Genomic DNA, 16,336 nt, shown 5'->3' on the forward strand with positions numbered 1-16,336 from the left:
CGGCCGGTCGTACGGTGCTTCGAGTTTCGACCGTCTTACGAACCTTGAAATCGTAGCCGACATGGGTGGGCCGCCCGCTCCTCCTTCAAAAGGGTGGGAAGCGGGCGGCCCGGGTGAGGTCCAGCGAGTGCTAGCGAGTGCTTACGGGCGCCAGTTCGCCAGTACGCCCTCGTAGATCTCCGTGTCCGTGAGCTCGCGCGGCGTCGGGCCCGCGTGGAAGAAGGCCGTGTTGCCCGTCTTCAGCTTGCGGAGGTAGTCGAAGGCCTTGTTGTCCTGCTCACCGAACGCGACGAAGGAGAAGAAGAGCCCGGGGTGGCTCTTCGCCGCCTCCGTGAGGGACTGGGTGGCCGGGGTCTTGGCGTCCGGAGCGCCGTCCGTCTGGAAGACCACGAGACCGGGGGCCGTCGGAGCGCCCGACTTCTCGTGCAGGGCGATCACTTCCTGCACGGCCGCGTGATAGCTCGTACGCCCCATGCGGCCGAGGCCGGCGTGGAGTTCGTCGATCTTGTCGTCGTACGCGGTGAGGGTCAGCTCGCCGGTGCCGTCCAGCTCGGTGGAGAAGAAGACCACCTGCACGGACGCCTCCGGCGAGAGGTGCGCTGCGAGGGCGAGGGTCTGCTCACCGAGGGCCTGCGCGGAGCCGTCCTTGTAGTACGGGCGCATCGAGGAGGAGCGGTCCAGGACGAGGTAGACCCTGGCGTGGGTGCCGGTGAGGCCCTGGTTCGTCAGGGCGGTCGCGGCGGCCTTGTAGGCGCTGAGGAGGCCGGGGGCCTTGGCCTCGACGTCGGCGTCGGCGTCGGCGTTGACGTTGACGGCGATAGTGGCGGGTGTGGCTGTGGTGGCGGGTTCGGGTGCCTCGTCCGGCACCTGCGCCACGGCCTCGGGCTCCGCCTCCGCCTCCGCGGCGGGCGTCTCGGGCTCCGGGACGAGCTGGATGATCAGCTCGGGCTCGGCTTCGGCAGCCACCGGCTCGGGCGTCGGCTCGGGCGTCGGCTCCGGTTCCGGGGTCACCTCGGCGGTGACGGGCTCCGGGGTCGGCTCCGGCTCGGGCGCCACGACGGGCTCCGGTGCCGTCTCGGCGACGGGCTCGGCCGCAGGAGCGACCTCGGTGACCTCGGCCACCGCAGTGACCTCGGCGACGACGGGCTCCGGCTCCGGCGCCGATACCGGCTCCGGCTCGGGCTCCGGTGCCGTCTCCGCGACCGGTTCCGGAGCCGTGACCGGCTCGGGCTCGGCTGCCGCGACCGGCTCCGGCTCCGGCTCCGGCGTCGGCTCGGCCTCCACGACCGGGGCGGCCTCCGCAGTCGGCTTCGGCTCCGTGGCCGGCTCGGCCTCCGGCGCGGTCCCCTGCTTCGGGACCGTCACGTTGTCGAACGCCGCCGAGACCAGATCGTCCACCACGGACGCGTCGGTCCCGGTGCCGTCGCTCCCGGGCTTGGCCCCGGAAGCGGACTCTGAAGCGGACTCGGACTCGGTCTCGGACTCGTCCGTCTTGGAACCGGTCCCTCGACCTGTTTCCGGCTCGGCCGTGTGCGCGGCAGCGGTCGGCTCGGAGGCCGGTGCCGGTGCGGGGACTGAGGCCTCAGGCTCGGCTGCCGCAGGCGTGGGCTCGGGAGCCGTCTCCTGCCGGGCCGCCGGCACGGTCGGTTCGGCGGCGGATGCGGAAGGGGTCGCGGCACCGGCAGCGTCCCCCTTGCGTGACTTTCCGAACGCATTCCGCAGGCGGGTGAGAATGCCCATGTGCGCAACCCTTCGCATGAGTTGGTTCCGTCAATCCCTGGCCAGGACGGACACGTAAGGTTAGCCGCCAGGACCGAAGATCTTTATCAGGCCCAAACATGGAACCGGTTCCCGCACAGATGTCAGGGGCAATGCCCTTTTGGCTGTGCCCAGTTCACTCTCCGTTCACCTCTCGTCCGCGCCCTCGCACGCGTGTGCCCCTAGCGTCTCGCAGACAACAGACATAGGGGAGGGAACGTGCGCAACCTGCTGCCTCTGCTCGGCTCGACCGGCTCACACCCGGGCGGCCGTTCCGAGATGACCTGTCGGTACCGCTGTGGTGACGCCTGCTTCCACCCGGCGCCCAACACCAGCGCCAACGAATACGTCGGTGACGTCATCGCCGGGGCGCTCAGCCGCCGTTCCATGATGCGGGCCGCCGCCGCGGTGACCGTGACCACCGCCGCGGCCGGAAGCGCGGTCGTGGGCCTCGGGGCGACCCCCGCAGCCGCTCAGCCCGCTGCCCAGGCAGCCGGGAGCGCCTCCGCCGGCGCCGCGAAGGGCAAGCACCCCACCAAGGGCAAGGCGGCCCGCGGCCTCCGCTTCACCCCCGTCGCCCCGAACACGCTCGACGCGGTGACCGTCCCCGAGGGCTACGGCCAGAACGTGGTCGTCCGCTGGGGCGAGCCCATCCTGCGCGGCGCCCCCGCCTTCGACCCGGACCGGCAGAGCGCCGCGGCGCAGGCCGGCCAGTTCGGCTACAACTGCGACTTCCTCGCCCTGCTCCCGCTGCCGGGTGAGCGCGGCCGGCAGGTGCTCGTGGCGAACCACGAGTACACCGACGAGATCCTGATGTTCAAGGGCTACGACCCCGCGAACCCGACCCGCGAGCAAGCCGAGATCGCCTGGGCCGCGCACGGTCTGGGCGTCGTCGTGGTCGAGGAGGAGCGCAGGACCGGCAAGCTCACCGTCGTCCCCCGCCACCACCTCAACCGCCGCGTCACCGCGACCACCGAGTTCGAGGTGACCGGGCCCGCGGCCGGCTCGGACCTCCTCAAGACCTCCGCCGACCCGACCGGCAGGAAGGTCCTCGGCACCCTCAACAACTGCGCCGGCGGCGAGACCCCGTGGGGCACCACGCTGCACGGCGAGGAGAACTTCAACCAGTACTTCGCCAACGCGAGCAGCACGACGGACCTGCGGTACGGCATCGGCACCGGGGCCAGCGAGCGCAAGTGGGAGCGGTTCGACAAGCGCTTCGACGTCGCCCAGGAGCCGAACGAGGTGCACCGCTTCGGCTACATCGTCGAACTGGACCCGTACGACCCCACCTCGACGCCCCGCAAGCGCACCGCGCTCGGCCGGTTCAAGCACGAGGGCGCGACCATCCGCCTCACCGACGACGGCCGCCCGGTCGCCTACACCGGTGACGACGAGCGCTTCGACTACATGTACAAGTTCGTCGGCAGCAAGCGGATGCGCCACGGCAACAGCCGCGCCGCCCGCGAGCACAACCTGACCCTCCTCGACGAGGGCACGCTGTACGTCGCCAAGCTCAGCGGCGACTCCCCGGCGATCGAGATCGACGGCACCGGCAAGCTCCCGGCCGACGGCGAGTTCGACGGCAGCGGTACGTGGATCCCGCTGGCCACGGCCACGGCCAAGGGCGCCGTCTCGCACGTCCCGGGGATGACCGCCGAAGAGGTGTACGTCTTCACGCGTCTCGCCGGTGACAAGGTGGGCGCCACGAAGATGGACCGCCCCGAGGACATCCAGCCCTCCCCGCACACCGGCAAGGTGTACGTCGCCCTGACGAACAACACCAACCGCGGTGTCGGCTCCAACGCCAAGGCCGACGAGGCCAACCCGCGCAACGCCAACAAGCACGGGCACATCCTGGAGCTCACCGAGCGCCGCAACCGCGCGGACGCCACCAGCTTCGCCTGGTCGCTGTTCCTCGTCGCGGGCGACCCGAAGGACCCGGCCACGTACTTCGCGGGCTACCCGAAGGACAAGGTCAGCCAGATCTCCTGCCCGGACAACGTGGCCTTCGACCCGCACGGCAACCTGTGGATCTCCACCGACGGCGCCCAGCTCGGCTCCCACGACGGCCTGTTCGGCGTGGCGACCAAGGGGGACCGGCGCGGTGAGCTGAAGCAGTTCCTGACCGTGCCGAAGGGCGCCGAGACCTGCGGCCCGCTCGTCCAGGACCGCCGTGTCCTCGTGGCGGTCCAGCACCCGGGTGAGATCACCGGCGCGACCGTCGAGAACCCGGCGAGCGTCTGGCCCGACGGCCCCGGCAGGATCGTCCGCCCCGCGGTGGTGGCGGTCTGGCGCAAGGACGGCGAGGACGTCGGCGTCTGACCCGGACGACGGCAGAGGGCGCCTTCCAGGCAGGGGGCGCCCTCTCGCCGTTCGCCTCTGTCCTCCCCTACACCCCCACCAGGTCCAGCCACTCCCGGTACCCCGGCGCCTCGCGGGCGACCTCCGCGTACGCCTCCCACAGCTCGGGGAAGACGAAGTCCAACTCCGCCTCCGTACGCGCCGCGAGCAGCAGCCGTACGCCGAGCGGGTCGCCGTGGATCCGCCGCACCGCCATCTCCGGGCGGGGCTGGCACGTCGGCTGGCAGACCGTGACGACCTCGCCGGTGGCGACCAGCGAGGCGGCCGTGTGGTAATCCCCGTGCAGCACCCGGGGCCTGAGCCCCGCGGTCCGCAGCATGCGGTGCACGGCGTCCCATTCACCGTCGACCGTCGGGTCGATCATCCAGCGGTCCCCGGCCAGTTCGGAGAGCTGGACCTCCGGGCGTACGGCCGCCGGATGGTCGGCGGGCAGCGAGACGAACTGCGGTTCGCGTTCGACCAGGACGCGCAGCGCGAGCCCGTCCGGCACCCGCAGCGGACTGCCCTCCACCTCGTGCACGAAGGCCACGTCGAGCCGCCCGTCGGCGAGCGTGCGCAGCAGGGCGTTCGGGGAGACGTCCATCCGCAGGACCGGCTCCCGCTGCCGTGCGCGCAGCCGGCGCAGCCAGCCCGCGAGGGCACGGCTCGCGGTGGAGCCGATCCGCAGCTGGGGTCCGTCGGCGTCGGTCGCGACGGCCCGTGCCTCGGCGACCAGGTCCCGCATCTCGGCCACCAGCGGACGGGCCCGGCCGATGACGACGAGACCGAGCGGAGTGGGCCGGCAGCCGGTGCGTTCGCGGAGGAACAGCGGGCCGCCTAGTTCCTGCTCTATGCGTCTGAGCTGGGTGCTCAGCGAAGGCTGGGCCACGCCGAGCTGCCGGGCGGCCCGATGCAGGCTTCCGGAGTCGGCTATGGCGCACAGCGCGCGGAGGTGCCTCACCTCGAGGTCCATGGCTTCGGAGCCTAAGGCGGAACCACGGCCCGCACCAGACGCACAAACCACATCCAAAACGGGCGGGTTGGACGGTCGCTTCCGCGTCGATAGCTCCGTCCTATCGCCGGTTGGCATCATCACAGCCGCCGCACAGGGGCCGAAACTCACCGTTGACGACTTCACCCCCCACTCAAGGAGTCATCGATGCGACTGTCCACACCCATGCTCTCCGTCGCGGTCGGCCTCGGTCTCACCGCCGCCGCGCTCGGTTCCGTCCCCGCCTCGGCGGCGCAGGCCCCGGAGCCCGCGTCCACCGGTTCGTTCGCCGGCGCGGGCTACAACGGTTCCGGCGAGGAGGCGAAGGCCAACCAGGCCTTCTTCGACGCCGTACTGAAGTCCGTGGCCGAAAAGCGCGCCGCGAACCCGAAGGCCGCCGCCGTCACCGTGGTCTACAACGCCTCGGCCGCGCCGACCTTCAGCGCCCAGATAGCCCGCAGCGCGCAGATCTGGAACAGCTCCGTCTCCAACGTTCAGCTCCAGTCGGGCTCCAGCGCCGACTTCTCGTACCGCGAGGGCAACGACTCGCGTGGCTCGTACGCCTCCACGGACGGGCACGGGAGCGGCTATGTGTTCCTCGACTACGCGCAGAACCAGCAGTACGACTCCACGCGCGTGACCACCCACGAGACCGGGCACGTGCTCGGACTGCCCGACCACTACTCGGGGCCGTGCAGCGAGCTGATGTCGGGCGGCGGTCCCGGCACGTCCTGCACGAACTCGAACCCCGACGCCACGGAGCGGGCGAACGTGGAGCAGCTGTGGGCCAACGGGCTCGCGAAGGCGCTGGCGAAGGTCAACCAGCGCTGAGCCACCCACGCTGAGCTGAGATACACGGTCGTCGTCGGGCCGGCGCGGAGTCGGCGCCGCACCGTTCCGACGGCGACCGGCAGCTCCCTCGCTCTTCCCGCGCGTCTCCCGCCGACGTACTACCCACCCCCCACGGACATGGGCCGCCCTCCTGCACGGGGCGGCCCATGTCGTGCGTTGTGCTCGGTGCTCGGTGCGCTGTGTGTCCTAGAGGTTCTTGTGGAGGGTCAGGTCCACGACCAGTGCCCGGTGGTCGGTGTTCCCGAGGTCCAGGAAGCGCGTCCTGGACGCCGAGAAGCCCCGGGACACGAGGACGTGGTCGATCTGGGCGCCGAAGGTCGGGGCCGTCAGGGCGGGCCAGCTCGGGGTACGGGTGTCGCCGGTGAGGCGGGCGCCGTCCATGAAGCCGGTGTCCAGGATGCGGCGGAAGGCCGCGTGGTCCTGGGTGGCGTTGAAGTCGCCGGCGACGACGGTCGGGCGGCCGATGTTCGCGGCGGCGTAGTCGCGCAGCGCGGACAGCTCCTTGCGCCAGGTGCCCAGGTCGGACGGGAGCGGCGGCATGGGGTGGGCCAGCTGGAGGTGGATCTCCTGGCCGTCCACGTCGGCGACGGCGCCGGGCATGCCCATGGTGGCGGGGATGCCCTTCGTCGGCTTGAGGGGGTGACGGCTGAGGATGACGGATCCGTCGGACCCCTCGGACGTGGCGCTCTCCACGACCTGCCGGTACGGGTAGACGACCTCCCCGTCGTTCTTCTTCTTGGCCTTCCCGCTCGCCTTACCGCTTCCCTTCCCGAAGGCCTGCTCCAGTTTCTTCTCGCAGACGTCCTCGCACTCCTGGACGAAGACGAAGTCGGGACGCTGCTTCGTGACCGCCTCGACCAGGCCGTCGGTCGCCTGGCCGAACTCGACGTTCGCGGTGAGGACACGGACCGTGGCGACCGGGACGCCACCGGCCTCCATCGTCTTTCCGTACGGCTCGATGTACCAGGCGGTCACGCCGAGCGCGGCCACGCCCCAGACGAGTCCGGTGCGCCAGTGGGCGAGCACGGCGAAGAGGAGGGCGACGGCGGTGGGGGCGAGGAGCCAGGGCAGGAAGGCGAGCAGCTGGGGTACGGGGGTGATGGCGTCGGTGTCGGCTATGCGGCAGCCGAGGACGATGCTGACGCCGAGCAGGAGGAGGGCGGCGAGCCAGGCGGTGGCGCGGGTGCTGCCGCGGGGGCGGGGGGTCGGGGTGCCGTTGTCCGCGGTCCACTCGGCAGGCCCTGTCGGTCCTGCGGACCCCGCTGTCGCACTGCGCATGCTCACCTCTTCAGCCCCTCCCACCCCGTCCATCTGCATGGATCCTCTCTCAAAGACGGGGGGAGTGTGTGCGGGGTTGCGCTGCGGGGGGTTGTCTGCGGGTGTGTGGGGGCTTGTCGCGCAGTTCCTCGCGCCCCTGAAAAGCACCGGGCTGAGCTGGGGCGCTGTCTGCGGGTGGGTGGGGGTTGAGCGCGCAGTTCCCCGCGCCCCTAAAGGCATTGGGGGTGAGCGTGCGGTTTTCCGTGTCCCTCGTGGTCGGATCGGGGCGCGGGGAACTGCGCGACAAGCGCCCACCGGGCCGCAGTCGGCGAACGGCCTTCCGGTTCTCAGACGTGGGTCAGCAGGTCCGTCAAGGCCTGGTTGAAGGACTCCGGTTGTTCCAGGTTCGGCATGTGGGCCGCGCCCCGCACCACACACAGCGTCGAACCCGGCACCGCCTCGTGCATCGCCCGCGCCTCCTCCACCGGGGTGTACTCGTCGTCCTCCCCCACCACCACCAGCGTGGGCACCCCGACCCGGGTCAGCAGCTCGCGGTAGTCGGGCCGCTCCGCCCGCCCCCGCAAGGCCGCCGCGGCCCCCTCCACCGGCGTCCCCGTCATCATGCGGAGCACGGTCTCCGCCACCTCCGCACGCGCGTACGGCGCGACCATCTTGAACAGCACCTCCTCCGCGTACCCGCCCATCCCCTCGCGGAGCAGCCGGTCCGCCGTCGCGTTGCGGGACCGCTTCCCCGCAGGGGTCTCCGCCGCCGGGAACGTGTCCGCCAGGACCAGCCCCCGGACCCGCTCCGGGAACAGGGAGCAGAACTCCATGACGATCTGGCCGCCCATCGACAGCCCCCCGAGGACGCATTCGGGTACCCGGAGGTCGTCGAGGAGAGCGGCCACGTCCGTCGCGAAGACGGAGAGCGGGGTGGTTCCGGGGACCACCGGGGACGCGCCGTAGCCGCGCAGGTCCGGCGCGATCACCCGGCGGCCCGGCGAGAAGGCGGCCACCTGGGGAGCCCACATCGTGCGGTCGAAGGGGTGGCCGTGGATGAGGACAAGGGGCAGAGCCGTGGAATTGTGCGCGCCTTTGTCCTCGTATGCGAGGAAGGGGGTCATGCGGCCGACCCTAGATCCCGTCAACTCCTCGGTGCAATAAGATCTTTGCTCTCGGTGCAATGTGGACCGGGGCGGGAAGGGGTGCGACGGGTGGGACGGGTGGACGCGGAGGACTATCGGCGGATCGCCGACCGGCTGGCCGAGGAGATCTACTCGGGGCGGCTGAAGGCCGGCGAACGGCTCCCTCCGCAACGGGTGTTCGCCCGGCGGCGGCACATCGCCGGGTCCACGGCCGGGCGCGTGTACGGGGAACTGGTCCGGCGCGGGCTCGTCGTCGGCGAGGTCGGACGAGGCACCTTCGTACGGGCCGCGCCGGTCCCGTCGGGCCGGGCCCTCGCCGAGGCCACGCACGACACGCACGGCACGCACGACAGGTCCGGCACTCCTGTCGCGGGCTCCCGCGCAGCCGTCAACCTGGAGCTCAACTACCCCACCGTGGCAGGGCAGTCGGAGCTGCTCGCGCTCGGACTCGCGCCGCTGCTGCGGCCCGACGTGCTGGGCGAGGTCACCGGGACCGTCCCGGCCACCGGCACCGCCGCCGCCCGCGAGGCCGTCGCCGGGCTGCTGGCCGGTTCGGGCTGGCGGCCGGACCCCGGGCAGCTCCTCTTCGCGGGGAACGCGCGCCAGGCCATCGCGGGCGTCCTCGCCTCGCTCGTACGGCCCGGCGGGCGGGTCGGCGTGGAGGAACTGACGTACCCGCTGGTCAAGGAGATCGCCGCGCGGATCGGTGTGCCGCTCGTGCCGCTCGCCATGGACGAGCAGGGGCTGCGCCCCGACGCCGTCGCCGCCGCCCACCGCGCCACCCCGCTCCGCGCCCTGTACGTCCAGCCGACGCTGCACAACCCCACCTCGGTGACGGCCGGAGACGCGCGCAAGCGTGAACTGGCCGCCGTGGTGCGGGACCTGGACCTGCCCGTGGTGGAGGACCGCATCTGGTCCTTCCTCCACGAACTCCACGAGGGAGGCGTGCCGTTCGCCGCCTACGCACCGGAGCGGGTCCACGTCGTCGACGGCCTGTCGAAGCGCGTCGCGCCCGGTCTGACCGTCGGCTTCGTCGTCGTGCCCGAGGGGCGGGCGGAGCCGGTGGCCGCGGCGCTGCGGTCGGGCGGGTGGACGGCGGGGCGGTTCGCGCTGGAGGCGGGCACCCGGTGGATCCAGGACGGGACCGTGGAGCGGCTCGTCGGACAGAAGCGGGCGGACGCGGCCCGCCGGCAGCGCGTCGTCGCGGAACTGCTCGACACGTTCGCGGTACGGGCCGATCCGTACGCGTACTACGCCTGGTGGGAGCTGCCCCCGCCCTGGCGCGCCGACACCTTCACGGCGGCCGCCGCCGCGCGCGGTATCGCGGTCACCCCGGGGCCGGCCTTCGCCGTGGGACCGCGGGGCGCGCCGGACGCGGTCAGGCTCGGGCTCGCGTCGGTTCCGGTACCGGTGCTGGGGCAGGCGCTGCGGACCCTGCGCGACGTCGTACGCGATGGTCCGTGACCCAGGTCGCCGCGGCCACCGTGAGCCCGAGGGCGAGGATGCACCAGGTGGCCGTGCGCAGCGTCGAGGTGAGGGCGTCGTAGACCGCGCCGGCCGCCGCGCGGGAGACGTGCGCGGGGAGCCCCGAGAGGGTCAGGGCGCGTCCGGCGACCGTGGCGAGGGCCAGGAGGGCGGCGCCCAGGGCCATGCCGAGCGCGGTGGCGGTGACGGCACGGCGGCGGCGTACGGCCAGCAGGATGCCGCCGACGGCCAGGGCGAGGGCCGCCAGGGGCAGCCAGAAGCCCGCGATCTCCAGTGCGTGGAAGCCCGTGCGCAGGGTGCTCAGCTCCTCGGGCCGCAGGACCGTGACCTCGGTGTGCTCGACGGGGATCCGGGCGGACATCGGCATGCGGTCGTCGGACAGCTGGGCCTTGAGCCGGGCGGTGACCGGCGCGAGATCGAGGGTGACGGCGCCCTCGCTGTCGCTGCGCAGGGCCCGCAGGACGGCGTCGTGGGCGGCCCGGTTCGCGGTGTTCCAGGCCATCCGGAAGGCCTCCGTACCGGTGAAGGACCGCACCGCCCGGTGGACGTACGCGCGGACCTCGCCCTCCAGCGGCCCGACCTCGATCTCGCTCATGACCCCGTCGGTGACCGTGTCCGCGATCGCGTCCTGCACGTCGGGTCCGGCGGCGAGCGGTGCCATCGTGTCGACGTACCGCCCGGTGTCGCCGATCTCGTACTTCGCCCACGCCGAGAGGCCGGCCGGCGGCACGAGGGCGCAGGCGAGCACGATCAGCAGCGCCGAGAGGGCTTTCCGCAGCGCCGGGAGGTCTTTGCGCACCCCTCAAGGAAGAACCCCGGCAGGGTCCTTCGCCATCGGGGCACGGCCGGGGTGACTGCATCCGGACGCGGATTGCGTTCTTCCGGGGGATCCGCCCGCGGTCTGCTCATCAGGCCGTGCACCGCCGAGGCGACGGTCAGTTCTCGCGGGTGTAGTAGCGGTAGAACACGGCTGCGAGGACGCTTGCGGCGATCACGAGGGAGAGGCCCGCGGTTTTCAGGACGCCGGCGTCGGTGAGGCTGTACAGGAAGCCGAACGAGATGCCGGCGAAGGCGGCCCAGGTGGCGGCGCGGAGCTCTCGGGGGAGGCGGGGGGCGAGGATGTGGATGGCGTACGCGGCGGCGGCGAACGCGAGGGCCGAGATGATGCCGAGGAGGACGTTCCAGGTGGTGATGGGGCCTGCGTGGCGGTCTATGGCGGAGGTCCAGAGGCCGTAGACGATGCCTCCGAGGGTGGCGGTGGCGGTGGCTGCGGCCGTGGCTGTCGCCGGGGTCGTGCGGTGTCCGGTGTGTGGCCTGTGCGATGCGGCTGACATGGGTGCTGGTGCCATGTGGGCCATGACGGCACTCCTTCCTTCTCTTCCTCGCCCCCCACCTTCCAGAGCACACCTGACCACGACATACGGCAAGCCGTGACGGGTCGCGTGCGGGTGCGTGGGGGCTGGTCGCGCAGTTCCTCGCGCCCCTGAAAAGCACCGGGGCTGAGCTGTGGTGGGTCGTGTGCGGGTGGGTGGGGGTTGGGCGCGCAGTTCCTCGCGCCTCTGAAAGCGCCGGGGCTGTGGGCTGTGGTCTTAAGGGGCGCGGGGAACTGCGCGCTCAGCCACCGAGGGGCCGCGCGTACGGTCCGGCGTGCGGGGGGCGGGTGGGCGTGCTTCGCTGGGCGGATGAGCAGTCGTGCCCAGCGTCAGCAACTGCTCCGCGTACGCGGCCGCAGCGTCGCCTGGGTACCCCCGCTGATCCTGCTCGTCGCGATCGCCGTCATCGACAGCAACACCTCGGGCGAGTTCCGGATCATCTCCTGGATCGTCCTCGTCCCCGGCATCGCCGCGGCCATCTGCCAAGTCACCGGCACAGCCGTCCTCGCCGTGCTCGCCCTGCTCACCTACATAGAGGTCGACGCCGCCTGGCCGCACCAGACCCAGACCGGGCTGCCCGACTTCATCCTCGTCGCCGTGGGCGGTGCCCTGGCCACCACGGCGTGCGCCGTACGGGTGCGGGAGGAACGCCGGATGCTGCACATGCGGGACGTCGCCGACACCACCCGCCGTACCGTGCTGCGCCCGATGCCCACCCCCTGGGCCGGCCTCGACCACGCGGCCGTCTACCTCGCCGCCGACAGCGAGGCCCGCGTCGGCGGCGACTTCTACGACATCCAGCCCGGCCCGCACGGCACCCGCGTCCTCCTCGGCGACGTCCAGGGCAAGGGCCTGCCTGCCGTCGACGCCGCCGCCGCGCTGCTCGGCACGTTCCGCGAGTCCGCGTACCACGAGGCCTCCCTGGCCGTCGTCGCCGAACGCCTCGAAGTACGCATGCGCCGCCAGCGGCAGTACGTGACCGACCTGGGCGGCGAACCGGCGCGCGGCGCACGCGGTGTGGAGCGCTTCGCGACCGCGGTCCTCGTCGCGTTCCCGCCGCCCGGTGCCCCCGGCGGTCACATCGAGGTCGTCAACTTCGGGCACGAACCCCCCTTGGTGGCCGGCCCGGCCGGGGTGCGCGCCCTGCCGCCCGGCGACGGCCTGCCGCTCGGCCTGAGCGGGCTCGCCGGGCCCGGTCCGGGCGTCCCACCGGTCCGCCGGGTCGACTTCGCCGCCGGCGAGACCCTGCTCCTCGTCACGGACGGCGTGACCGAGGCCCGGAACGCCGAGGGCGTCTTCTTCCCGCTCCACGAACGCGTCGCCCTCGCCGTCTCCACCGACCCCGCCCTCGCGCACCCCCGCCACCTCGTCGAACTGGTCAGGGAGGGCACCCTCCGCCACAGCACGGGCCACCTGGTGGACGACACCACGATCTTCGCGGTCCGGCTGTCCCGGCCATGAACAAACCGGGACCACTCGCCCTTTGATGCCGCCACCTCAACAGCCTTTGCACCCGCACCGGTTACGGTGCTGCCGTGGTGATCGAAGGGGAGGGGACGGCGATGCACGGAACCGTACTGCTGATCGCAGCGTCGCCGACAGGCAGAGGCTGCCTGGTGGACGCCGCGTCCGTGCTCCCGGTGCTCGCCGCGGTGGCACCCTCCGTGCTGTCCGGCGCGGACACCGCGAACGTCGTCGAACTCGCCGACCCTCTGGAACCGCAGGCGGTCCTGACCCGGCTGCGGGCCGCCGCGACGGCCCCCGGCCCGCTCACGGTCTTCCTCACCGGGCAGCTCCGGCTGGACCGCCGCCAGCGGCTTCCGCACCTCGCGCTCGCCCGGACGACCCCCGCGACCGTCCGTTACACCGGCTTCCCGTGGCACTGGGTCCGCGAGGAACTGCGTCTGCGCGCCCCGGGCAGCACGACGCTGTTCGTCGACCTGCACACCGACGCGGAGACCTGGCAGCTGCTGGCCGCCAAGCCGCTCGTCGCGGGGGCGGGCGTCGCGCTGTTCGGGCGGGTGGCACCGCCGCCCCCGCGTCGCTCGGTGGCGTCACCCACGTACATGAAGTCGCTCGCCACGATCCTGCGCAGCGGCCACCGCCCGCCGCTCGCGCACCTCCATCAGCAGGCGCTGACCCGTGCGTACGCCGAGGACCCGGACTCCGCCCGCCGGGACCTCGTACTCGGGACCGTGTCCGTGTCCGTACCGGCGCCCATGCCTGTGACCGTGCCCGGCTTCGTGCCCGCTCCCGTGACCATGCCCGCTCCCATGCCCGTGCCTGTGCCTGTGCCCGTGCCCGCGCAGGCCGGCCCGCTCGCCCCGCCCCCGCCGCCCTCGGCGCCGCCGTCCGTCCCGCCCTCCGATCCCCATGCCGAGATCACCGCCGCCGTCCAGAACGGCCGTCACACCGAGGCCGCCGCGCTGGCCGAGCTGTGGGAGCGTACGGCGCTGCGGACGCACGGGCCCGGGGCCGACGAGGTCGTGCACTGGATGGAGGTACGGGCCGACCTGGCCATGTTCGCGGGGGACGCCGAGCTGAGCTGCCGGGTCTGGCTGGCGGTGGCCGACGCACGGCTGAGCGCGGGGCAGTCCCCGGACGCGCCCGGTGTGGAGGCGGCCGTCGACCGGGCGCACCACCAGTGGGGGCGTATCGGCGACTCGGCGCGCGCGAGGGAGCTGGGAGCCGCGCTGGCCGACCTGCGCCTGCGGGTCCCGGGGCGCCGGCAGGGCGCGCTGGACGACGTCCGGCGGAACCTGAGCCGGCTCCGGACGCAGGTCACCTGAGCCTGACCGCCTGACCGCCTGGCCGGCTACCGGGCGAACATCTCCAGCGCCCCCGACACCAGCGTCCGCACCCCGGGGCCGACCGTCGCCAGGTCGGGTGCGAAGCGCGGGCTGTGGTTGCTGGGCACGGCGGCGAGCTGTTCCAGGAGGTCGTCCCCTGCGGTGGCCGCCGCCGCGTCCCACACCTCGGCGGGCGTGCTCGTCACGAACCAGTACGCGTAGGGCAGCCCGCCCTCGGCGAGGAACGGGAAGTCCTCACTGCCCATGACGGGCCCGAAGTCGAGGACCGCGCCCGCGCCGAAGAGCTCGCGGTGCGCGGCCGCCACCCGTTCGTCGGTCGCGGCGTCGTTCACGGTCACCGGGAAACTCCCGCCGACCGTCACGGTGGGCTCGCGCGGGCAGCCCGCCGCCGCGCACTCGCCGGCGGTGATACGCCGGATCGCGGCGAGCATCCGCTCCCGCACCTCGGCGGACTGGGTGCGCAGGTTGAGGGAGATGCGCGCCTCGGACGGGATGATGTTGTGCCGGGTGCCCGCCTCGATGCGCCCCACGGTCAGCACCGCGGACTCGCGGGCCGCGATCTCGCGCGAGACGACGCTCTGCAGACGCGTCACGACGTACGCGGCCGTCACCACCGGGTCCACGGTCGCCTCGGGCCGCGAACCGTGGCCGCCCACCCCGTGCACGACGATGTCGACGTCCGTGGAGGCCGACATGATCAGGCCGGGCGTGTGCGCGTACAGACCGGCCGGTCCCGGGGCCGCGTGCTGGGCGAGCAGGACGTCCGGGCGCGGGAAACGCTCGTACAGGCCGTCCCGCACCATCGCGGCGGCGCCCTCACCGGTCTCCTCGGCGGGCTGCCCGACCACCAGGAGCGTGCCGGACCAGGCGTCCCGCCCGGCGGCGAGCGCGTCGGCGGCGCCGGTCAGCCAGGTGATGTGCAGGTCGTGCCCGCAGGCGTGCATGACACCGGGGTGCTCGGAGGCGTACGGCAGTCCGGTCTCCTCGGCGACCGGCAGCGCGTCCATGTCGCCGCGCAGCAGGACGGTCGGCCCGTCGCCGTTGCGCAGCACCCCGACGACCCCGGGGCCGCCGGTGCCGCCGACGCCCTCGGCGGTCTCGTACCCGGCGGCACGCAGGCGCCCGGCGAGCACGCCGGCCGTGCGGTGCTCACGCGCCGACAGCTCGGGGTGCCGGTGGAGGTCCCGGTAGAGCTCCTCCAGGGCGGGCAGCGGGAGGTCGGCGGTGAGGTCCAGCGTGGTGCGCGCCGCGGACGCGGACGGGGCTGCGGAAGAGGTCACGAGGGCAGCGTAAGCGGCGTTCGTCACTCGGATGGGGGTGCTCAGCACGGTCGTGGCCCGGTGGCACTGCTATCCACGAGGGAGGGGGACGCCACCCATCGACCCATCGAAGGAAGTGCCGCATGGTCAGCACCCTCGCCGTCAACTTCACCCAGGGGCTAGACGACGCCTGGTCGAAGATCGCGACGTTCGTCCCCAAACTCATCGGATTCCTCGTGGTCCTGGTGATCGGGTGGATCATCGCGAAGATGATCGCCAAGGTCCTGGACCGGGTCCTGCGCAAGGCCGGCTCCGAGCGCCTCTCGGAACGTGCGGGCACGGAGAAACTGCTGCGCGAATCCTCGTACGACATGACGGGGATCCTCTGCAAGATCGTGTACGCGGCGCTGATGCTGATCATCATCCAGCTCGCGCTGGGCGTCTTCGGCGCCAACCCCGTCAGCGAGATGATCAACGGGATCGTGGCCTGGCTGCCGCGCGGCATCGTCGCCGTGGTCCTCGTGGTGATCGCGATGGCCATCGCCAACGTGGTCCGCTCCATCGTCGCCAGCGCACTGTCCTCCCTCTCGTACGGGAAGACGGTGGCCACGATGGTGTGGGGCGCGATCCTGGTGCTGGGCGTGATCGCGGCGCTCGGCCAGGCCGGTATCGCGACGTCGGTCACGCAGCCGCTGCTGTACGCGGCGCTCGCGTCCGTGGCGGGCATCATGATCGTCGGTGTGGGCGGCGGCATGATCGGTCCGATGCGGGAGCGCTGGGAGCGTTGGCTGACGGCCGCCGAGCGTGAGTCGGTGAACGCGAAGGGGAGCATGTCGGCGTACCAGTCGGGCCGCGGGGACGCTCTGCGTGGGCAGCCGGCGCGGGAGCGGACCGACCGGGGGTCCGTGTCCGGCTCCGGCTCCGGGTCCGGCTCCGCGACCAGGCCTGGGTTCGGGTCCGGTTCTGGGTCGGGTTCTGGTCCGGGGGTGACGAGGGACATGTGACGTCCGCGGGTCGGTGGGGGCTGGGCGCGCAGTTCCCCCGCGCCCCTCGGTGGCGGGGC

The 16,336-nt window shown here is 72.7% G+C and carries 13 protein-coding genes; 6 read left to right on the forward strand and 7 right to left on the reverse strand.

Annotated elements, in window-relative coordinates; translation table 11 throughout:
• Positions 1–141: 141 nt before the first annotated feature.
• Positions 142–1,740: a VWA domain-containing protein gene (locus tag ACLVWQ_RS16625; protein WP_414109512.1), complete on the reverse strand. Its 1,599-nt coding sequence runs from the start codon at positions 1,738–1,740 to the stop codon at positions 142–144.
• Positions 1,741–1,977: 237 nt separating this feature from the next.
• On the opposite strand from ACLVWQ_RS16625, the gene ACLVWQ_RS16630 reads away from it, so the two are divergent.
• Positions 1,978–4,083 carry a PhoX family protein gene (locus ACLVWQ_RS16630; protein WP_414109513.1) on the forward strand — a complete coding sequence of 702 codons (2,106 nt, stop codon included), beginning with the start codon at positions 1,978–1,980 and terminating at the stop codon, positions 4,081–4,083.
• Positions 4,084–4,150: 67 nt separating this feature from the next.
• On the opposite strand, the gene ACLVWQ_RS16635 is transcribed toward ACLVWQ_RS16630, so the two are convergent.
• Positions 4,151–5,074 carry a LysR family transcriptional regulator gene (locus ACLVWQ_RS16635; protein ID WP_414109514.1) on the reverse strand — a complete coding sequence of 308 codons (924 nt, stop codon included), beginning with the start codon at positions 5,072–5,074 and terminating at the stop codon, positions 4,151–4,153.
• Between the two features lie 186 nt (positions 5,075–5,260).
• Here ACLVWQ_RS16635 and snpA point away from each other — a divergent pair, with 186 nt between their 5' ends.
• A complete protein-coding gene (gene snpA, locus ACLVWQ_RS16640; protein ID WP_414109515.1) occupies positions 5,261–5,923 on the forward strand; it encodes a snapalysin in 663 nt (220 codons plus the stop codon).
• A gap of 207 nt (positions 5,924–6,130) precedes the next feature.
• On the opposite strand, the gene ACLVWQ_RS16645 is transcribed toward snpA, so the two are convergent.
• Both ACLVWQ_RS16645 and ACLVWQ_RS16650 read right to left on the reverse strand, forming a co-directional pair.
• Positions 6,131–7,222 (reverse strand): endonuclease/exonuclease/phosphatase family protein, encoded by a 1,092-nt coding sequence (locus ACLVWQ_RS16645; RefSeq protein ID WP_414109517.1) that lies wholly within the window; start codon positions 7,220–7,222, stop codon positions 6,131–6,133.
• A gap of 326 nt (positions 7,223–7,548) precedes the next feature.
• The gene (locus ACLVWQ_RS16650) at positions 7,549–8,325 is read right to left on the reverse strand and encodes an alpha/beta fold hydrolase (RefSeq protein WP_414109518.1); all 777 of its coding nucleotides are present in this window, start codon (positions 8,323–8,325) and stop codon (positions 7,549–7,551) included.
• Between the two features lie 90 nt (positions 8,326–8,415).
• Here ACLVWQ_RS16650 and ACLVWQ_RS16655 point away from each other — a divergent pair, with 90 nt between their 5' ends.
• Positions 8,416–9,810 carry a PLP-dependent aminotransferase family protein gene (locus ACLVWQ_RS16655; protein WP_414109519.1) on the forward strand — a complete coding sequence of 465 codons (1,395 nt, stop codon included), beginning with the start codon at positions 8,416–8,418 and terminating at the stop codon, positions 9,808–9,810.
• Here the strand turns inward: ACLVWQ_RS16655 and ACLVWQ_RS16660 are convergent.
• Both ACLVWQ_RS16660 and ACLVWQ_RS16665 read right to left on the reverse strand, forming a co-directional pair.
• Positions 9,725–10,630 carry a hypothetical protein gene (locus tag ACLVWQ_RS16660; protein WP_414109520.1) on the reverse strand — a complete coding sequence of 302 codons (906 nt, stop codon included), beginning with the start codon at positions 10,628–10,630 and terminating at the stop codon, positions 9,725–9,727. The two genes, ACLVWQ_RS16655 and ACLVWQ_RS16660, sit on opposite strands and share 86 nt — an antisense overlap.
• Before the next feature lie 136 nt (positions 10,631–10,766).
• A complete protein-coding gene (locus ACLVWQ_RS16665) occupies positions 10,767–11,165 on the reverse strand; it encodes a hypothetical protein (RefSeq protein ID WP_414109521.1) in 399 nt (132 codons plus the stop codon).
• 348 nt (positions 11,166–11,513) lie between these two features.
• Here ACLVWQ_RS16665 and ACLVWQ_RS16670 point away from each other — a divergent pair, with 348 nt between their 5' ends.
• Together ACLVWQ_RS16670 and ACLVWQ_RS16675 are read left to right on the forward strand one after the other, a co-directional pair.
• Positions 11,514–12,665, forward strand: a complete 1,152-nt coding sequence (locus ACLVWQ_RS16670; RefSeq protein ID WP_414109522.1) for a PP2C family protein-serine/threonine phosphatase — start codon at positions 11,514–11,516, stop codon at positions 12,663–12,665.
• Positions 12,666–12,766: 101 nt separating this feature from the next.
• A complete protein-coding gene (locus ACLVWQ_RS16675) occupies positions 12,767–13,993 on the forward strand; it encodes a hypothetical protein (protein ID WP_414109691.1) in 1,227 nt (408 codons plus the stop codon).
• A gap of 26 nt (positions 13,994–14,019) precedes the next feature.
• Here the strand turns inward: ACLVWQ_RS16675 and ACLVWQ_RS16680 are convergent, their stop codons facing one another.
• Positions 14,020–15,294, reverse strand: coding sequence for an amidohydrolase (locus ACLVWQ_RS16680; RefSeq protein WP_414109523.1), 1,275 nt, complete (start codon positions 15,292–15,294; stop codon positions 14,020–14,022).
• Positions 15,295–15,416: 122 nt separating this feature from the next.
• Here ACLVWQ_RS16680 and ACLVWQ_RS16685 point away from each other — a divergent pair, with 122 nt between their 5' ends.
• Positions 15,417–16,277: a mechanosensitive ion channel family protein gene (locus ACLVWQ_RS16685; RefSeq protein WP_414109524.1), complete on the forward strand. Its 861-nt coding sequence runs from the start codon at positions 15,417–15,419 to the stop codon at positions 16,275–16,277.
• Positions 16,278–16,336: the final 59 nt, after the last annotated feature.

The sequence above is a fragment of the Streptomyces sp. CWNU-52B genome, assembly GCF_047444975.1.
GTDB lineage: Bacteria > Actinomycetota > Actinomycetes > Streptomycetales > Streptomycetaceae > Streptomyces.

Bases quoted from the DNA above. Each gene is read 5' to 3' on its own strand.
- ACLVWQ_RS16670 (WP_414109522.1), top strand. From the start codon at position 11,514: ATGAGCAGTCGTGCCCAGCGTCAGCAACTGCTCCGCGTACGCGGCCGC.
- ACLVWQ_RS16625 (WP_414109512.1), bottom strand. From the start codon at position 1,740: ATGGGCATTCTCACCCGCCTGCGGAATGCGTTCGGAAAGTCACGCAAG.
- snpA (WP_414109515.1), top strand. From the start codon at position 5,261: ATGCGACTGTCCACACCCATGCTCTCCGTCGCGGTCGGCCTCGGTCTC.
- ACLVWQ_RS16675 (WP_414109691.1), top strand. From the start codon at position 12,767: ATGCACGGAACCGTACTGCTGATCGCAGCGTCGCCGACAGGCAGAGGC.
- ACLVWQ_RS16665 (WP_414109521.1), bottom strand. From the start codon at position 11,165: ATGTCAGCCGCATCGCACAGGCCACACACCGGACACCGCACGACCCCG.
- ACLVWQ_RS16645 (WP_414109517.1), bottom strand. From the start codon at position 7,222: ATGCGCAGTGCGACAGCGGGGTCCGCAGGACCGACAGGGCCTGCCGAG.
- ACLVWQ_RS16685 (WP_414109524.1), top strand. From the start codon at position 15,417: ATGGTCAGCACCCTCGCCGTCAACTTCACCCAGGGGCTAGACGACGCC.
- ACLVWQ_RS16635 (WP_414109514.1), bottom strand. From the start codon at position 5,074: ATGGACCTCGAGGTGAGGCACCTCCGCGCGCTGTGCGCCATAGCCGAC.
- ACLVWQ_RS16650 (WP_414109518.1), bottom strand. From the start codon at position 8,325: ATGACCCCCTTCCTCGCATACGAGGACAAAGGCGCGCACAATTCCACG.